At 39.1% G+C, this 18,761-nt stretch carries 16 protein-coding genes and 1 other annotated feature; all 16 genes read left to right on the plus strand.

Going from position 1 to position 18,761, the window contains the following annotated elements:
* The first annotated feature begins 1 nt into the window (after position 1).
* The 16 genes from accD to yihA all read left to right on the plus strand — a co-directional run bounded on the left by accD (position 2) and on the right by yihA (position 18,749).
* Positions 2–886 (plus strand): acetyl-CoA carboxylase, carboxyltransferase subunit beta, encoded by an 885-nt coding sequence (gene accD, locus HCJ55_RS06010; RefSeq protein WP_185502301.1) that lies wholly within the window; start codon positions 2–4, stop codon positions 884–886.
* Complete coding sequence (locus HCJ55_RS06015; RefSeq protein ID WP_185517468.1) at positions 876–1,832, plus strand: acetyl-CoA carboxylase carboxyltransferase subunit alpha; 957 nt, start codon at positions 876–878, stop codon at positions 1,830–1,832. The genes accD and HCJ55_RS06015 overlap by 11 nt, the downstream gene beginning before the upstream one ends.
* A gap of 283 nt (positions 1,833–2,115) precedes the next feature.
* Positions 2,116–3,075, plus strand: a complete 960-nt coding sequence (gene pfkA, locus HCJ55_RS06020) for a 6-phosphofructokinase (RefSeq protein WP_008947937.1) — start codon at positions 2,116–2,118, stop codon at positions 3,073–3,075.
* A gap of 282 nt (positions 3,076–3,357) precedes the next feature.
* A complete protein-coding gene (gene pyk, locus HCJ55_RS06025; RefSeq protein ID WP_185502299.1) occupies positions 3,358–5,115 on the plus strand; it encodes a pyruvate kinase in 1,758 nt (585 codons plus the stop codon).
* Positions 5,116–5,234: 119 nt separating this feature from the next.
* Positions 5,235–5,612: an FxsA family protein gene (locus HCJ55_RS06030; RefSeq protein WP_008947935.1), complete on the plus strand. Its 378-nt coding sequence runs from the start codon at positions 5,235–5,237 to the stop codon at positions 5,610–5,612.
* A gap of 156 nt (positions 5,613–5,768) precedes the next feature.
* Positions 5,769–6,230, plus strand: a complete 462-nt coding sequence (locus HCJ55_RS06035) for a DUF441 domain-containing protein (protein WP_008947934.1) — start codon at positions 5,769–5,771, stop codon at positions 6,228–6,230.
* A 36-nt stretch (positions 6,231–6,266) separates the two neighbouring features.
* Positions 6,267–7,388: a citrate synthase gene (gene citZ / locus HCJ55_RS06040; protein ID WP_185502298.1), complete on the plus strand. Its 1,122-nt coding sequence runs from the start codon at positions 6,267–6,269 to the stop codon at positions 7,386–7,388.
* Between the two features lie 19 nt (positions 7,389–7,407).
* Positions 7,408–8,670: an NADP-dependent isocitrate dehydrogenase gene (gene icd, locus HCJ55_RS06045; protein ID WP_185517470.1), complete on the plus strand. Its 1,263-nt coding sequence runs from the start codon at positions 7,408–7,410 to the stop codon at positions 8,668–8,670.
* A gap of 165 nt (positions 8,671–8,835) precedes the next feature.
* On the plus strand, positions 8,836–11,463 hold the full coding sequence (gene polA, locus HCJ55_RS06050) for a DNA polymerase I (protein WP_185517472.1): 2,628 nt from the start codon (positions 8,836–8,838) through the stop codon (positions 11,461–11,463).
* A gap of 23 nt (positions 11,464–11,486) precedes the next feature.
* Complete coding sequence (mutM, locus tag HCJ55_RS06055; RefSeq protein WP_185517474.1) at positions 11,487–12,308, plus strand: DNA-formamidopyrimidine glycosylase; 822 nt, start codon at positions 11,487–11,489, stop codon at positions 12,306–12,308.
* Between the two features lie 16 nt (positions 12,309–12,324).
* Positions 12,325–12,927 carry a dephospho-CoA kinase gene (gene coaE / locus HCJ55_RS06060; protein WP_185517476.1) on the plus strand — a complete coding sequence of 201 codons (603 nt, stop codon included), beginning with the start codon at positions 12,325–12,327 and terminating at the stop codon, positions 12,925–12,927.
* Between the two features lie 78 nt (positions 12,928–13,005).
* Entirely contained in the window at positions 13,006–13,470 is a 465-nt protein-coding gene (gene nrdR / locus HCJ55_RS06065) for a transcriptional regulator NrdR (RefSeq protein WP_003762439.1), read from the plus strand.
* A gap of 5 nt (positions 13,471–13,475) precedes the next feature.
* The gene (locus HCJ55_RS06070; RefSeq protein ID WP_008947928.1) at positions 13,476–14,852 is read left to right on the plus strand and encodes a replication initiation and membrane attachment family protein; all 1,377 of its coding nucleotides are present in this window, start codon (positions 13,476–13,478) and stop codon (positions 14,850–14,852) included.
* A 9-nt stretch (positions 14,853–14,861) separates the two neighbouring features.
* A complete protein-coding gene (gene dnaI, locus HCJ55_RS06075; protein WP_185517478.1) occupies positions 14,862–15,785 on the plus strand; it encodes a primosomal protein DnaI in 924 nt (307 codons plus the stop codon).
* Positions 15,786–15,835: 50 nt separating this feature from the next.
* Positions 15,836–16,066, plus strand: a binding site (T-box leader).
* A 69-nt stretch (positions 16,067–16,135) separates the two neighbouring features.
* Positions 16,136–18,058 (plus strand): threonine--tRNA ligase, encoded by a 1,923-nt coding sequence (thrS, locus tag HCJ55_RS06080; protein ID WP_185517480.1) that lies wholly within the window; start codon positions 16,136–16,138, stop codon positions 18,056–18,058.
* A 106-nt stretch (positions 18,059–18,164) separates the two neighbouring features.
* Positions 18,165–18,749 carry a ribosome biogenesis GTP-binding protein YihA/YsxC gene (gene yihA / locus HCJ55_RS06085; RefSeq protein WP_003723242.1) on the plus strand — a complete coding sequence of 195 codons (585 nt, stop codon included), beginning with the start codon at positions 18,165–18,167 and terminating at the stop codon, positions 18,747–18,749.
* Positions 18,750–18,761: the final 12 nt, after the last annotated feature.

The raw sequence follows: 18,761 nt of genomic DNA on the forward strand, positions 1-18,761 counted from the left end.
CTTGTTAGGAGACTTGTTTACAAAACCAAAAAAGAGAAAATATGCCACAATTCCTTCTGACGGAACGAAAGCAGATGTTCCAGAAGGTATTATGACAAAATGTCCGGAATGTAAAAAAATAATGTATACCAAAGAATTGCAAAAAAATCTTATGGTATGTAATTATTGTGGTTTTCACCATCCAATTGGGGCAAATGCACGAATCGATATGCTTGTTGATGAAGGATCTTTTGAAGAAATTGATGCTAGTTTAACAACAGCAAATCCACTTGGTTTTGAAGATTATATGGATCGAATTGAGAAAGATAAGCAAAAGTCTGGTTTAAATGAGGCGATTGTTACTGGTCATGCTACTATTGGCGGTAATCCGCTTGTTATTGCAGTGATGGATTCTCGTTTTAGAATGGCGAGTATGGGCTCTGTTGTCGGTGAAAAAATCCTTCGTGCTGTGGAAGATGCTGATAAAACAAACAAACCATTTGTTATTTTCACTGCTTCCGGTGGTGCGCGTATGCAAGAAGGGATGCTTTCGCTTATGCAAATGGCGAAAACCTCTGCTGCATTTAAACGATTTAGCAACCACGGTGGACTTGTTATTACGGTAATGACGCACCCAACTACTGGTGGCGTTTCTGCTAGTTTTGCATCACTTGGAGACTATAATTTTGCAGAACCAGGCGCACTCATCGGCTTTGCTGGTCGCCGGGTAATTGAACAAACTGTTCGGGAAGAATTACCAGAAGACTTCCAAACGTCTGAGTTCTTATTAAAGCACGGACAACTAGATGACTGTATTTCACGTCTTGATTTGCAAAATAAATTAAGTTTTATTTTACGCATTCACGTGAAGACACCTGAAGCAGGAGGTGACGTTGATGGCGAATGAGATGGAATTTGAGAAACCGATTTTAGAATTAAAAAGTAAAATCGCTGACTTAAAAGAATACAATGAAACTTCTGATGTGGACTTAACAAATGAAATCGAAAAGCTGGAAAAACGTTTAGCTAAGTTGGAATCAAGCATTTATAGTAATATGACTGCTTGGGATAAATTTCAAGTAGCTCGCCATCCGGAGAGACCGACGACACTTGATTATATTCCGCTATTGTTTGAAGACTTTATGGAACTTCACGGTGATCGTGCATTTGGCGATGACGCTGCGATTGTTGGTGGTATTGCTACTTTTAACGGTATCCCGGTAACTGTTATCGGGCACCAACGTGGCAAAGATACGAAAGATAATTTGCACCGTAATTTTGGTATGCCACATCCGGAAGGCTTTCGTAAGGCACTACGTTTGATGAAACAAGCAGATAAATTTGGTCGACCAATTATTTGCTTCATCGATACAAAAGGCGCTTACCCGGGCCGTGCTGCGGAAGAACGCGGACAAAGTGAAGCGATTGCGAGAAACCTTTATGAAATGAGCGATATGAAAGTACCAATTATTTCTATCGTTATCGGTGAAGGTGGAAGCGGCGGTGCACTTGCTCTTGGTGTTGGGAATCAGATTTTCATGCTTGAAAATGCAGTTTTCTCGGTTATTTCACCAGAAGGCGCAGCGGCAATTTTATGGAAAGATGCTAGTCAAGCGAAAAAAGCAGCAGAATCTATGCGGATTACAGCTGGTGATTTGTTTGATCTTGGCATTACAGATGGAATTATTCCAGAAGTAAAAGGCGGTGCGCATCGCGATTTAACAGCGCAAGCCGAAGAAATTAACAAAACTATCACGAAGTCTTTACATGCACTAATGGCATTTTCTGAGAATCAATTAATGGAGCAACGTTATGAGAAATTCAAGAAAATCGGTGTATACGAGACTATATAACTTATTTAAGAAGCGGATTTCCTCATTATTAGGAAATCCGCTTCTTTGGTATATGCCAAAGGGAAAAGAAAGTTTGCTTCTTCACAAGTATAGACCAATTATGTTTATTTAAGCTATGAAGCCGTTTTTCGGGATAATCGGAATAGACCGATGTTCAAAATGGCTTTTTAGCAAGCTTATACTTAAAAAAAGTGTTCTGTTGGAGCTTTTCATTTGACCTTTTTTCATGTAGAATAAACACATGTGATGAAAAACAATATCATTGTCTGAGGTGGTAAGTAAAATGAAACGAATTGCAATTTTAACAAGTGGAGGAGACGCTCCAGGAATGAACGCAGCCACTCGTGCTGTTGTACGGAAAGCAATCTATGAAGGACTCGAAGTTTACGGTATTAACTATGGCTTTTTAGGGCTAGTCAATGGCGATATTCGTAAATTAGAATTAGGTTCTGTTGGTGATTTACTTCACCGCGGAGGTACATTCCTTTATTCCGCAAGATATCCTGAATTCGCTACAGAAGAAGGACAACTTAAAGGAATCGAACAACTGAAAAAACATCAAATCGATGGCTTAGTTGTTATCGGTGGAGATGGTTCTTATCACGGAGCGGAAGCACTTACAAAACGCGGCTTCCCAACTATTGGTATCCCAGGAACTATTGATAATGATATTTCTGGAACTGATTTTACTATTGGTTTCGATACTGCACTGAACACTGTTCTTGATGCACTTGATAAAATCCGCGATACAGCTACAAGTCATGAACGTACTTTCATTATTGAAGTTATGGGTCGTGACGCTGGTGATATCGCTCTTTGGTCTGGTCTTGCTGGTGGCGCTGAAGCTATCATCGTTCCAGAAGAAAGCTTTAACATGGATGATGTCGTGGATCGTTTGAACAAAGGTCGCGAACGTGGTAAAAAACATAGTATTATCGTGGTTGCTGAAGGCGTAATGTCTGGTAATGATTTTGCCAAACAATTAGCTGAATATGGCGATTATCATGCACGTGTAACTGTTCTTGGACATGTTCAACGTGGTGGTAGCCCAACTGCATTTGACCGTGTACTTGCAAGTCGTCTTGGTGCGCGCTCAGTAGAATTATTGTTAGAAAACCGCGGAGGATTAGCTGTTGGAATCCGTGAAAATAGAATTGTCGAAAATGACATTAGTGAAATTTTGAAAGAAAAACACACTCTAGATCAAAAATTATTTGATTTAGCATCTATTTTGTCGATTTAAAACGGCTGAAGAGCTGGCTGCCATGACAAAGCATGGTAGCCTTTCTTTGTGAAAATTTTTAGTAACGTATTAAAAATAAACTTTGAGGGTAAAGAGAAGTAAATCGGTAATTAAGCATGCTGTAACAATCCGGAAAACGTTTTCTTATTATCGTTACCATGCTGCCTGATTGCACTCTTATTCACAAACTTACTTATTTTACACAGTTGTGACTGGTAAAATGCGCAAGATATGTTTATAATAAATACGAATGAATAGCTAAGTTCTAGGAGGAGTAATAACATGAAAAAAACGAAAATTGTTTGTACAATTGGTCCTGCAAGTGAGTCAGTTGACACATTAGTTCAGTTGATCGAAGCAGGAATGAACGTAGCACGTCTTAATTTCTCTCACGGAGATTTTGAAGAGCACGGTGCGCGTATTGTAAATATCCGTGAAGCATCGAAAAAAACTGGCAAACAAGTTGCTATCTTACTTGATACAAAAGGTCCAGAAATCCGTACAAACGACATGGTTGGTGGGAAATTAGAATTCCAAACAGGTGATGTTGTACGTGTTTCCATGACTCCTGTTGAAGGAACAAAAGAAAAATTCTCCGTAACTTACGGCGAACTTTACAATGATGTAGAAATCGGTTCTTCCATTTTACTTGATGACGGTTTAATCGGTCTTGAAGTAATCGAAAAAGACGAAGCTAATCGCGAGTTAGTAACTAAAGTACTTAACTCAGGCGTACTTAAAAATAAAAAAGGTGTTAACGTGCCAAACGTTTCTATCAACCTACCAGGAATCACAGAAAAAGATGCTGCTGATATCCGCTTTGGTTTAGAACAAGGTATCGATTTTATCGCTGCATCTTTCGTACGTCGCGCTACAGATGTTCTTGAAATCACTAAGATTTTAGAAGAGCACAATGCGACTCACGTCCAAATCATTCCTAAAATCGAAAACCAAGAGGGCGTTGACAATATCGACGAAATCTTACAAGTTTCTCAAGGCCTAATGGTTGCTCGTGGTGACCTAGGTGTTGAAATTCCTGCTGAAGAAGTTCCGATTGTACAAAAAGAACTTATCAGAAAATGTAATAAACTTGGTAAACCAGTTATTACTGCAACACAAATGCTTGATTCCATGCAACGTAACCCACGTCCAACTCGCGCTGAAGCAAGTGACGTAGCGAATGCGATTTTTGATGGAACTGATGCAATTATGTTATCTGGTGAAACAGCTGCTGGGGACTATCCAGTTGAAGCAGTTAAAATGATGGCGAAAATCGCTGTTCGTACAGAAGAAGTATTAGTAGCTCAAGACAAATTTGCGCTTAAACTTCATGAAAATACGGATATGACAGAAGCTATTGGTCAAGCTGTTGGCCATACTGCGAAAAACCTAAACGTACAAACTATCGTTGCTGCGACTCAAAGTGGTCACACAGCGCGCATGATCTCTAAATACCGTCCGAAATCTCATATCGTTGCTGTAACATTCAACGAACATGTATATCGCGGCTTAGCTCTTTCATGGGGCGTTTATCCTCGTCTAGCTACTCCAGTTAGCAATACAGACGAAATGTTCGATCTTGCAGTAAAAGAATCTCTTGCTTCTGGCGTTGCAAAACAAGGCGACCTAATTATCATCACTGCTGGTGTTCCAGTTACAGAAAGTGGAACAACTAACGTAATGAAAATCCAATTAATTGGTGAAAAAGTTGCTAAAGGCCAAGGAATTGGCAGCAAATCTGTAATTGGTAAAGCAATCGTTGCTAAATCCAATGCAGAAGCACTTCAAAAAGCAGAAGAAGGCGGAATCTTAATCGTTAAAACAACAGATAAAGAAATCCTTCCTGCATTCGAGAAAAGTGCTGCAGTTGTTGTGGAAGAAGGCGGCTTAACTAGCCACGCAGCAGTTGTTGGAATCAACCTTGGCATTCCTGTCATTGTTGGCGCTAAAGATGCAACATCCCTTGTAAAAGACGGTGAAATCATCACTGTTGATTCTCGTCAAGGTGTTGTTTATAACGGTAAAACAGCAACTCACTAAGATTTAACTTTCCAAAAGGCGTCCCGCATGCGGGACGCCTTTTTTTATATGCACGCTGTATTGTTTTTCGATTGCGTCAAAATAGGTTATAATAGTCAGTAAGTATTGGAGTTGATTTTATGAGAAAGTTTATTCTTTATTGGGCTTTATACGGCTTAATCGAATTAATTATGTATGTTTGGCTATTCCAAGTAATCGGCTTTTGGCCACTTCTTTTTATTCAAATTGCATCAAGCGCCTTTGGTATTTTTATTTTCAAACGACTTGGCGGCAATCTGTTCCGAAACTTACGCGATGGACGCACGGTAGCACCGTATTTATTAGATAGCCTGTGCTTTTTTATCGCTGGCTTTTTATTAATTATTCCGGGAATTATCACAACGGCACTGGGATTGCTTATTTTCATCCCATTTTCACGCAAGCTACTAAAACCAAAATTAACCAAATGGCTTGGAAATCAAAAGAAACACACGCAATATTATTATTTTGATATGTAATTAAAACCTCTATGGGAAAAACTTTCTATAGAGGTTTAGTTGAAAAAAGGGTAATTCATTTTCCTTATGGCATTTTAGTATTACTATAAGGTAAGTTTATGATATAATAATTGTTATCTCGCTTCCTAGATGCGTGATATTGAAAGGTGACTTAATATGTTTACGGAAAGTATGTTGTTTTTACTTCTTTTTTTACTTCTCGGACTTATAGCAAAAAATAATTCGCTCATCATTGCCGTAGCCGCCGTTATTCTATTGAAGCTATTTCATGTGGACGGTAAAGTAATGGAGATGATTCAAGCAAAGGGGATTAATTGGGGTGTAACGATTATAACTGTTGCCATCTTAATTCCAATCGCCACTGGTCAAATCGGTTTTAAAGATTTAATTGACTCTTTTAAATCGGCAGCTGGTTGGATTGGTCTTGGTGCTGGAATCGCCGTTTCTATTTTAGCGAAAAAAGGTGTAGGCTATATGGCTGTTGATCCACAAGTAACCGTCTCGCTTGTATTTGGGACCATTTTAGCGGTGGTGCTTTTTAGAGGGATAGCTGCTGGACCAGTAATTGCAGCGGGTATTGCGTATATGGCAATGCAGTTAGTTGCATTCATAAAATAAGTACATACGTAAAAAAGGATAAAAGGAGGAAATGAAATGACGTTATCTAAAGGGTTAGAAAATGTATATGTTGCTGAAACTTCCATTAGCTCTATCATTGATGATATGTTAACATATGTTGGCTATGGCATTGATGACTTAATGGAAAACAACGCTTCTTTTGAAGAAGTGATTTACTTATTATGGCATTTGCGTTTGCCGAATAAAGATGAATTTAAAAAGTTTAAATTAGAAATACAAGAAAATATGGCAGTATCTGAAACAATTATTACAAGTTTAAGAATGCAAAATCATCAAAAATTACACCCTATGAGCGTTTTAAGAACAACGGTTTCGATGCTCGGTGTATTTGACACAGAAGCAGAATTAGACGACGGGGAAGCAGTTTATCGTAAAGGGCTACGTCTTCAAGCAAAAATGCCAACGATTGTTGCAGCTTTTTCTCGAATTCGACGTGGTTTGGATCCGATTCCGCCGAGAGATGATTTGAGTATGGCGGCCAATTTCCTTTATATGATTACAGGAGAAGAAGCGGATGCGTTATCTGTAGAAGCGATGAATAAAGCGCTTGTGCTGCATGCTGACCATGAGTTTAATGCTTCTACTTTTACGGCACGAGTTTGTGTGGCGACGCTTTCGGATGTTTATTCAGGCGTCACATCTGCAATTGGTGCGCTAAAAGGACCGCTTCATGGTGGTGCCAATGAACGTGTGTTTGATATGTTAGAAGAAATCGATCAAGCAGGTGATGTGCGCAATTACATCCAAGAAAAAATCGATACAAAACAAAAAATTATGGGCTTCGGTCACCGTGTTTATCGTGGCGGGGATCCGCGTGCGCAACATTTACGCGAAATGTCCAGAAAATTAACGGCCGAAAAGGGCGAAGAAAAATGGTTTGATATTTCGATGCAAGTAGAAGAAGCGGTTTGGGAATTAAAACATTTAAAACCGAATGTCGATTTCTATTCTGCCTCCGTTTACCATGCGCTTGGTATTGACCGGGACTTATTTACATTAGTATTTTCCGTGAGTCGGGTATCTGGTTGGTTAGCGCACATTTTCGAGCAGTATCGTGATAATCGTCTTATCCGTCCGCGTGCGATTTACGTTGGACCTGAAAATAGAAGTTATTTACCTGTAGAAGAACGAATTTAATGGAGGAGGAACAAGTTTTATGAGTCAAAAAATTCAAGTAGAAAATGGTGTGCTAAAAACACCAAACAACCCAGTCATTCCTTTTATTGAAGGAGACGGAACTGGTCCAGACATCTGGGCGGCTGCAAAACGTGTTTTAGATGCAGCAGTAAAAAAAGCTTACAATGGCGAAAAAGAAATTGCTTGGAAAGAAGTATTAGCTGGTGAAAAAGCATTTAAACAAACCGGCGAATGGCTTCCACAAGCGACTTTAGATACTATTGATGAGTATTTAATTGCCATCAAAGGCCCGCTTACAACGCCAATTGGCGGCGGTATTCGTTCATTAAACGTTGCCCTGCGCCAAGAATTAGATTTATATGTATGTTTGCGTCCAGTTCGCTACTTTAAAGGTGTTCCGTCGCCAGTAAAACGTCCTGAAGACACAGATATGGTTATTTTCCGTGAAAATACAGAAGATATTTACGCAGGAATCGAATTTAAAGAAGGTAGCGAAGAATCGAAAAAATTAATCGCGTTCTTAAAATCTGAGTTTGGTGTTGATAAAATCCGTTTCCCGGAAACTTCTGGTATTGGTATCAAGCCGATTTCCAAAGAAGGAACAGAGCGTTTAGTGCGTTCTGCGATTGAATATGCGATCAAAGAAGGTCGTAAGTCATTAACACTTGTACACAAAGGGAACATCATGAAGTTCACAGAAGGAGCTTTCAAAAGCTGGGGCTATGACTTATGTGAACGCGAATATGGCGATAAAGTCTTCACTTGGAACGAGTACGATCGCATTAAAGAAGCAGAAGGGACAGAAGCTGCTGACGCAAAACAAAACGAAGCACTTGCTGCTGGAAAAATTTTAGTAAAAGATTCGATTGCAGATATTTTCTTGCAACAAATCTTAACTCGTCCGGCCGAATTTGATGTCGTTGCTACAATGAACTTAAATGGAGATTACATTTCTGATGCCCTTGCTGCTCAAGTAGGTGGAATCGGTATTGCTCCAGGAGCGAACATTAACTACTTAACTGGTCACGCAATTTTCGAAGCAACGCACGGTACTGCACCAAAATACGCAGGCCTTGATAAAGTAAACCCATCATCTGTTATTTTATCCGGAACGCTTCTACTTGAACACATTGGTTGGGGTGAAGCAGCTGCATTAATTAATAGCTCAATGGAAAAAACAATCGCTGCAAAAACAGTAACATATGATTTCGCTCGATTAATGGATGGCGCGACAGAAGTTAAATGTTCGGGATTTGCGGATGAATTAATTAAAAACTTCTAATTATATTCGGTTTAACATTGTAAAACTAGTTCGTAATTTTATTTTGTAGAATAAATGTACGTATTTAAAACAAACCATTTAATCCCATTCGGATAAGTGGTTTGTTTTTATGTTCCTATGGTAAAATAGACACAAGTGAATGATAATATCGAGGAGGATATCCCTGTGAATAAATTAGTATTAATTGATGGAAATAGTATTGCGAATCGCGCGTTTTATGCGTTACCGCTTTTAAATAACGACAAAGGTGTTTATACAAATGCAGTGTACGGATTCGCCATGATGCTGATGAATGTGCTGGAAAAAGAGAAGCCTAGCCACGTGCTTGTTGCTTTTGATGCGGGGAAAACGACTTTTCGCCATACGACCTTTAAAGGCTATAAAGGCGGACGTCAAAAAACACCAAGTGAATTATCCGAGCAATTTCCATTCATCCGAGAGCTTTTAACTGCTTACGATATCCCGCAATATGAACTTGCCAACTACGAGGCGGATGATATTATCGGAACATTAACGAAAAAAGCAGAAGCGGACGGGATGGAAGTAGCCATCATTACCGGAGACCGAGATTTAACGCAACTAGCTTCAGAAAAAACAACTGTCTATATCACGAAAAAAGGTATAGCCGATATGGAAACAAACACGCCAGAAACGTTAAAAGAAAAATACAATCTAACTCCTACGCAAATCATTGATATGAAAGGGTTAATGGGTGATTCATCAGATAATATCCCAGGTATCCCAGGCGTTGGTGAAAAAACAGCCTTAAAACTGTTGCATGAATTTGGTGGAACCGTAGAGAGCGTACTGGAACATGCCGAGGAAATTTCCGGTAAAAAACTAAAAGAAAAAGTGTTGGAAAATAAAGAATTAGCTATTTTAAGTAAAGAACTAGCAACTATTAATGTGGATTCACCAATTGAATGTACTGTTGAAAGCACAAAATACGACGGCTACCAAACAGAAAAAGTAATTCCGCTTTTAAAAGAAATGAACTTTACGACATTATTGAAAAACATCGAAGGCGACACGCCAGAAGAAGTGAAAGAATTAAAAGAATTATCTTTTGAAATAGTAACCGAATTAAAAGAGAAACATTTTGGTGGAAAAACGGCACTTTATGTCGAATTAGAAAATGATAACTACCATACAGCGAATTTTATTGGATTAACGATTCATTCTAGCCAAGGAACTTATTTCTTTACGAAAGAAACAGCTGAAAATAGTGCAGTTTTCCGAGAATGGGTGGAAAGCGACCAAACAAAAGTAGTGTACGATGCGAAGAAAACAATGGTAGCAATGAATCGTATTGGTCTTGCTATTTCAGGCATCACATTTGATATCATGTTAGCGTCCTATTTACTAAACCCGTCCGATTCGATTGATGATTTCACAAGTGTAGCGGTCCGTCATGACTACACAGAAGTAGAAACCGACGAAGCAGTGTACGGAAAAGGAGCAAAACGAAGCACGCCAGAAGAAAGTATTGTCGCGGCACACCTTTCCAGAAAAGCAGTAGCAATTGCGGACTTAGAGAAAAGGCTTGTTGATGATTTGGAGAAAAATGAACAATTAGCTTTGATGGAAGATTTAGAGCTACCTTTAACATTTGTTTTAGCGCAAATGGAAATGCAGGGGGTTAGTGTCGACACAGAACGCCTTGAAAATATGAAAGTAGAACTAGCAGGTAGATTGAAAACGTTAGAAGAGTCGATTCATTCGCTAGCTGGCGAAGAATTCAACATCAATTCACCGAAGCAACTAGGTGTAATTTTATTTGAAAAACTGGAACTGCCACCAGTCAAGAAAACAAAAACAGGTTATTCAACAGCCGCCGACGTGCTAGAAAGCCTATCAGGACAGCATGATATTATTGATGAAATTTTGCTATATCGCCAACTTGGTAAAATTCAGTCCACCTATATCGAAGGGCTGCTTAAAGTTACAGACAAAGAAACGCATAAAGTCCATACACGTTTTAATCAAACGCTAACCCAAACAGGACGTTTAAGTTCGGTCGATCCAAACTTGCAAAACATTCCAATTCGCTTAGAAGAAGGGCGTAAAATCAGACAAGTGTTTGTACCAAGTAAACCGGGCTGGAAAATGTTTTCTGCCGATTATTCGCAAGTAGAGTTACGTGTCTTAGCGCATATTTCGGAAGATGAGAACTTGATTTACGCCTTTAAACACGATTATGATATTCATACGAAAACAGCAATGGACGTTTTTCATGTTGAGCAAGATGAGGTAGATTCACTAATGCGTCGTCAAGCAAAAGCAGTAAACTTTGGTATTGTTTACGGCATTAGTGATTACGGTCTTTCTCAAAATTTAGGTATTACTCGAAAAGAAGCAAAAGACTTTATTGATCGCTATTTTGTAAGTTATCCTGCCGTGAAAGAATATATGCAAGATATCGTTCGTTTTGCGAAAGAAAAAGGCTATGTAGAGACTATTTTACATCGTCGTCGTTATATTCCAGAGATTGTTAGTCGTAATTTTAATGTTCGAGGATTTGCAGAAAGAACAGCGATGAACACGCCAATCCAAGGAAGTGCCGCGGATATTATCAAAAAAGCGATGATTCTGATGAGCGAACGCTTAAAATCTGAAAAATTAGAAGCAAAATTATTGCTTCAAGTGCACGATGAATTGATTTTCGAAGCACCTGAAGCCGAAATCGCTAAATTAGAAGAGATTGTCCCAGATGTTATGGAAAATGCCGTAGAACTTTCTGTACCCCTTAAAGTAGATAGCGCATTTGGCGACACATGGTATGACGCGAAATAAATAAAGAAACGGGGAGTTTATATATGCCAGAAATGCCGGAAGTAGAAAATGTCCGCGCAACATTACAAGAACTAGTCCCAGGCAAAAAAATAGATCAAGTAATTGTCCGTGTTCCAAAAATGATTGTAGCAACACCGCCCGATGAATTTGTTCATATGCTTGTCGGGCAAGAAATAGAAGGTGTGCGCCGTCGTGGTAAATTTTTGCTATTTGATTTGACTAACTGCACGATTTTATCTCATTTGCGAATGGAAGGTAAATTCCGTTTAATGGATGAGAACGAAGAAGTTAGCAAGCATACGCATATTATTTTTCATTTTGAAGACCATACTGAATTACGCTTTTTAGATGTGCGGAAGTTCGGAACGATGGAAGTGACTAGTAAATACGGCGAGGCGGAAACACGGTCAATAAAAAAATTGGGCCCAGAGCCGTTAACGGAAGCATTCACCTTAGCTGATTTTGCAACAGGTGTGAAAAAAACAAGCCGTGCCATCAAAACGGCGTTACTTGACCAGAAATTAGTCGCTGGAGTAGGGAATATTTATGCGGATGAAATTTGTTTTGCAGCAAAAGTGCGGCCGGAAAGAGCGGCGAATTCGCTTTCGGACAAAGAAATTAAACGGATTTTTGAAGCGACAAAAAGCATTATGACTGAAGCTGTCGCACTTGGTGGTTCAACGGTTAGAACGTATGTGAACTCCCAAGGGAAACTAGGCCAGTACCAAGATAAATTAAAAGTGTACGGAAAAGCGGGCGAATTGTGCGTTATTTGCGGCACGCCAATTGAAAAAATTAAATTAAATGGACGCGGGACGCATTTTTGCCCGAATTGTCAAAAGTAGAAAGTGAGCTGGAATCATGGGTAAAACAATTGGATTAACAGGAAGCGTGGCAACAGGGAAGTCAACTGTGAGTAACCTGATTCAGCAAGCTGGTATTCCGCTAGTTGATGCAGATGTGGCGGCTCGAAAAGTCGTGGAGCCAGGTACTGATGGACTGGCGGAAATTGTTGCTTACTTTGGCGAAGAGATTTTACTAGCGGATGGTACGCTAAATCGTCCGAAATTAGCGGGAATTATTTTTAAAGATAAAGCAAAACGCGAAAAATTAAATGAAATTACGCATCCTCGTGTGAAAGATTATATGTTATCGGAGCGAGAACGTTATTTTGAAGCGGGAGAGGAAATGGTGTTTTTTGATATTCCTCTGTTGTTTGAAAGCCATTTAGAATCGTTAGTTGATCAAATTGTCGTTGTTTGGACGACTCCAGAAACAGAGTTAAACCGCTTAATGGAGCGAAATGATTTAACAAAAGAAGATGCTTTAGCAAGGATTAATAGCCAAATGGGAATTGATGAAAAGGCTCGAAAAGCTGATTTTGTGATTGATAATAATACGTCACTAGAAAATACACAAAAGCAAGTTCTTACTTTTATCGAACGTTTTGTAAAGAACAAATAGCCACCCTTAGTTTCACATGGTATAATGAGGCATACAAATAAACAGATAGAGAAATGCTAGGGATAGGAGTGATTTTTTGTGAGATGTCCTACTTGTAAATATAATGGCACGCGTGTTGTAGACTCAAGACCGGCCGACGATGGTAATTCCATCAGAAGACGACGTGAATGTGAAAAATGCGGATTTCGTTTTACCACTTTTGAAAAGGTAGAAGAGAGTCCTTTAATAGTTGTGAAAAAAGACGGAGCAAGAGAAGAATTTGCTCGTGAAAAAGTGAGACGTGGTTTAATTAGAGCTTGTGAAAAACGGCCAGTTAGCGCAGAACAAATCGAAGAAATTGTCAATGAAGTGGAGCGCGAATTAAGAAATATCGGCGACAGTGAGATTGCCTCTGACTTAATCGGTGAAAAAGTAATGAATAAATTAGCGAGTCTGGATGAAGTTGCCTACGTGCGCTTTGCTTCGGTTTATCGCCAGTTTAAAGATATCAGTGTGTTTGTAGAAGAACTAAAAGATTTGATGGAAAAAAATAAAGATAGGTGAGTAAATTGACGGAATTTTGGATGGAGCTTCAAGCGGTAGACAGCTATCAAGTGAAGGCAAGTGGAATCTTGACGGGCGCCGACAGAAAAATAATTACAATGTTATATCAACCGTTAATGGGGGCGGAATGTCTTGCTTTATACCAAACACTGTTCACAGAAGTCGAAGAAAACAGACTTTGGTCAGAAGCGCATTCGCACGTCCAACTTTTAAATATGCTTGATATTAGTTTAAAAGCGTTATTCGAAGCACGGCTAAAATTGGAAGGTTTAGGCCTTCTAAAAAGTTATGTAAAAACCGAAAACGACCAACGCTTTTATATTTACGAAATCTTGCCACCGTTATCACCAGAAAAGTTTTTTTCAGATGGTCTATTGAATATTTATTTATATAGCAAAATCGGTAATGCGCAGTTTCAACGTTTGCGTCGCTTTTTTGCAGATGAGACGTTTGAAACCACTACATATAGCGAAATTACTCGTTCATTCCAAGACGTTTTTGAACCATTTAAAGGTGGTAGTAGCGCTGTTCCATCTGAATCCAATCAAGTTTTAGTAGATAAAGTTGAGGCAAAAGAAATCGAATTTGATGACGCTAGTTTTGACTTTAATTTATTTTTAAGTTTGCTTTCACCGGGTATGATTGCCCGCGAAAAAATAACAAAAGAAGTGCGCCAAACGATTTTAAAATTGCACGGAATTTACCAAGTTTCCGAAAAAGACATGCCGAGTTATTTGTATCGCGCGCTTGATGCGAATGGCGAGATTGATATTGTTTATTTGCGGAAAATTGTCCGTGAAGGTTATACGATTGAAAACGGAGCACCGCCAAAATTGCAAATGAAACAGGAAACGCCGGTTAGCCGAGAACCAGAGGAAGCATTGAATGACGAGGAAGCGCTCCAAGTTTACTTAGAGAGCATCACGCCATTTCAATTGTTGGTCGATATTTCAGATGGTGCAGTGCCTGCTGAAACTGATTTGCGTGTCGTAGAAGAAGTGATGAATCAACAAAATTTGCCGGTTCCCGTGATGAATGTACTAATCGAGTATGTCTTACTTCGCCTTGACCGCAAACTTTCCAAGAATTATATGATGACCATCGCAGCTCACTGGAAACGAAAAAATGTGAAAACTGCCAAGGAAGCAATGGATCTCGCCTGGCAAGAGCACGAAAAATACAAACGTCTCCAAGAAGAACCAGCTACACCTAAAACGAATAATTACAACCGAAATTATCAAAAATCGACTCGAAAAGAAATTTTACCGGATTGGTTTGATAAAGAACAAGTTGCTCCAGCAGAAAATAAAATGACCGACAAAGAAAAACAAACACTCGAAGATCAAGTTCGTGAAATTAAAGAACGACTAAATAAAAGGTAGGTGAAGAAAATGGATAACATCGAAAGAACATTAGGACAGCTTTTTGAAGGACGCGACTTTGAAAAAGAATATCAAGGGTTAAAACAACAAGTTCTCCATTATCAACCAATCCAAGACTTTTTCAAGGAGCACAAAGAAGAGATAACCGAGCAATTAGTGAATCAAAACCTATCTAATTTATATGAATTTATGACACAGCATAAAAAGTTTAGTGAGCAGGAAGATACATTAATGCCTGGCTATGCTCCGAAACTTGTTCTTAACGGAGAATTTATCACCGTCACCTATTATCCGACGAAAGAGAAAATGGAAGAAGAGAAGCGTCGTGCTGTGGAGCGGAGAATCCGTTCGCTATATATGCCGAAACAAGTAGTTGATGCGACTTTAGCTGACTTTTATACCGATGAGGAATCGCGTCAGTTGGCACTGGTGGAAGCTTATCAATTTTTAGATAAATATCCTGCTAAAAACGGGGAACGCGCGAAAGGCTTGTTTATCCATGGTAGCTTTGGAACCGGGAAATCATACTTATTAGGCGCGCTTGCGAAAGAACTTGCTTTAAAAGGTGTTTCAACGACACTGGTTTATTTACCTGAGTTCATGCGCGAAGTGAAGCAATCTATTTCTGATAATACTGTTGGTGAAAAAATCCAATTTGCGAAAGAAACAGAAGTGCTGATGCTAGATGATATCGGGGCGGAATCGATGACTGCTTGGACACGTGACGAAGTGCTTGGTGCGATTTTACAATTCCGGATGCAAGAGGAATTACCAACATTCTTCTCGTCTAATTACAACATGGACCAACTTGAAAATCATTTAATGTTTGCTCAAAATGGCATGGAAGAAAAACTAAAAGCTCGCCGAATCATGGAACGCGTGCGCTATTTATCAAAAGAGGTCAACTTAGAAGGTAAAAATCGCCGTTTCTAAAAAGTGCTTGCAAATATGTTTAATCGGGCTTATAATTTGAAGTAATATAAAACAAAGTGATGAAAAGGACAACCAATTTAACGGAAAATTTTAGAGAGGAAGGGCTAGCTGGGAACCTTCTATTGGAACTTAAATTTGGACCACCTTGGAACTTCTATTAGGAACGTTTTTAACTAGTAATAATAGACGGATCGCTCCGTTACAGGCGACAAGAGTGAAGTAGTCAAGTTTAGCTATTTCTGAATCTTGGGTGGAACCACGAGCATAAACTCGTCCCTTGACAACAGGAGGGATGGGTTTTTTATTTTGCCCTCCTAACCACATTTTAAAAAAGAAAAGGAGAGATTAGTATGAAAATCACATTTCCAGACGGTGCAGTAAAAGAATTCGAGCCAGGCGTTTCAACAGCAGATATCGCTGCATCTATCAGCCCAGGGCTAAAAAAGAAAGCACTAGCAGGTAAATTTAACGGAGAATTACTTGATTTAGTAACTCCAATCCACGAAGACGGGGCAATTGAAATTGTTACTCCAGATCATGAAGATGCGCTTGGTATTTTGCGTCACAGTACAGCTCATTTAATGGCACAAGCATTAAAAAGACTTTATCCAGATGTGAAATTTGGCGTTGGTCCAGCGATCGAATCTGGTTTCTATTATGATATAGATACAGAAGCAGTTATTAGTGATGAGTCGCTTGTTGAAATTGAAAAAGAAATGCAAAAAATTGTTCGTGAAAATATGCCAATCGAGCGCGAAGTTGTTTCTCGCGAAGAAGCGATTAAACGTTTCAAAGCAATTGGAGACCACTATAAATTAGAACTTATCGAAGCAATACCAGAAGATGAAACAGTGACAATTTACACTCAAGGTGAGTTTTTCGACCTTTGCCGTGGTGTCCATGTTCCTTCTACTGGTAAGATTCAAGTCTTCAAACTATTAAGCGTTGCGGGTGCATACTGGCGCGGAGATAGCAATAACAAAATGCTCCAACGTATTTACGGTACTGCTTTCTTCGATAAAAATGGCTTAAAAGAATTTATCCAAATGCAAAAAGAAGCGAAAGAACGTGACCATCGTAAATTAGGTAAAGAATTAGATTTATTTACAAACAGCATTGAAGTTGGTCAAGGTTTACCACTTTGGTTGCCAAAAGGTGCGACTATCCGCCGCGTTATCGAACGTTACATTGTGGATAAAGAAGAACGTCTTGGTTATAATCACGTTTACACTCCAATTATGGCGAACGTGGAACTATACAAAACAAGCGGTCACTGGGATCACTACCATGAAGATATGTTCCCAACAATGAAAATGGACAACGAAGAGCTTGTTTTACGCCCAATGAACTGTCCGCATCACATGATGATTTATAAAAACGACATCCATAGCTACCGTGAATTACCAATCCGTATTGCTGAACTTGGCATGATGCACCGCTACGAAATGAGTGGCGCACTTTCTGGATTACAACGTGTTCGTGGAATGACTTTAAATGACGCGCACGTATTTGTTCGTCCAGACCAAATTAAAGATGAGTTCAAACGCGTTGTCGAGCTAATTTTAGAAGTATATAAAGACTTTGATATTAAAGATTATTCTTTCCGTCTAAGCTATCGTGATCCGAAAAATACAGAAAAATATTTTGACGATGATGCAATGTGGGAAAAAGCGCAATCGATGCTTAAATCCGCAATGGACGAAATGGAAATGGATTACTTTGAAGCGGAAGGTGAAGCAGCGTTTTACGGTCCTAAACTAGACGTTCAAGTAAAAACTGCTATCGGAAAAGAAGAAACACTTTCTACTGTACAACTGGACTTCTTACTTCCTGAACGCTTTGACTTAACTTATATCGGCGAAGATGGCGAAAAACATCGTCCAGTCGTTATTCACCGTGGTGTTGTATCGACAATGGAACGCTTTGTCGCATATCTAATTGAAGAATACAAAGGCGCTTTCCCAACTTGGTTAGCTCCAGTACAAATGGAACTTATCCCAGTTAATGCAGATGCCCATTTAGATTATGCAAAAGGTGTACAAGATAAATTGCAACGCGCTGGACTTCGCTCGGAAGTAGATGACCGCAATGAAAAATTAGGTTATAAAATCCGTGAAGCACAAACTAAGAAAATTCCTTATGCGCTAGTACTTGGAGATCAAGAAGTAGAAGCAGGTTCTGTCAATGTTCGCCGTTACGGTTCTAAGGATTCTGAAACAATGGATTTAGATGCCTTTATTGCACAAGTAGTAGCAGAAGTAAGCAAATATTAATCCGAAAAATACTGTCTCATAAGGGGGCAGTATTTTTTCATGGTGCTTTTTTCCTCTTTTTCCGTTATACTAGTAAAAGATAATGAATAGAACAGGATGGAAAATTATGGATGTAAATAATGTAGAACTAATAATAAGCGCTGTTCGACCAGAGCAATATCCCGAAACAGACCTTCCAGAATATGCACTTGCAGGTCGATCAAACGTAGGAAAATCATCTTTTATTAATACGATGATTCGCCGCAAAAGTATGGCAAGAATTTCGCAAAAACCCGGAAAAACACAAACGCTAAATTTTTATAAAATTGAAGAAGCACTTTTCTTCGTCGATGTACCCGGCTACGGTTTCGCAAAAGTGTCGAAAACCGAACGAGAAAAATGGGGGGTCATGATTGAAACGTATATTACTTCTCGCGAGCAACTTCGCGGTGTCATCCAAATTGTTGATTTACGTCATAAGCCAACAGAAGATGACCGAATGATGTATGAATTTCTAAAGTATTACGATATTCCTGTCATCGTCGTAGCAACAAAAGCAGACAAAATCCCGCGCAGTAAATGGCAAAAAAATGCTAAAATTGTGCGTGAAACTTTGGATTTTGATCCAGATGACAAATTTGTCTTATTCTCCTCTGAAACAAAAATGGGAAAAGACGAAGCATGGCAGTTTATCAAAGAAGGAATGGAATAATAGAAAGAGTTG

Origin of the sequence: Listeria marthii (assembly GCF_014227425.1) — a bacterium.
Classification (GTDB): Bacteria; Bacillota; Bacilli; order Lactobacillales; family Listeriaceae; genus Listeria; species Listeria marthii.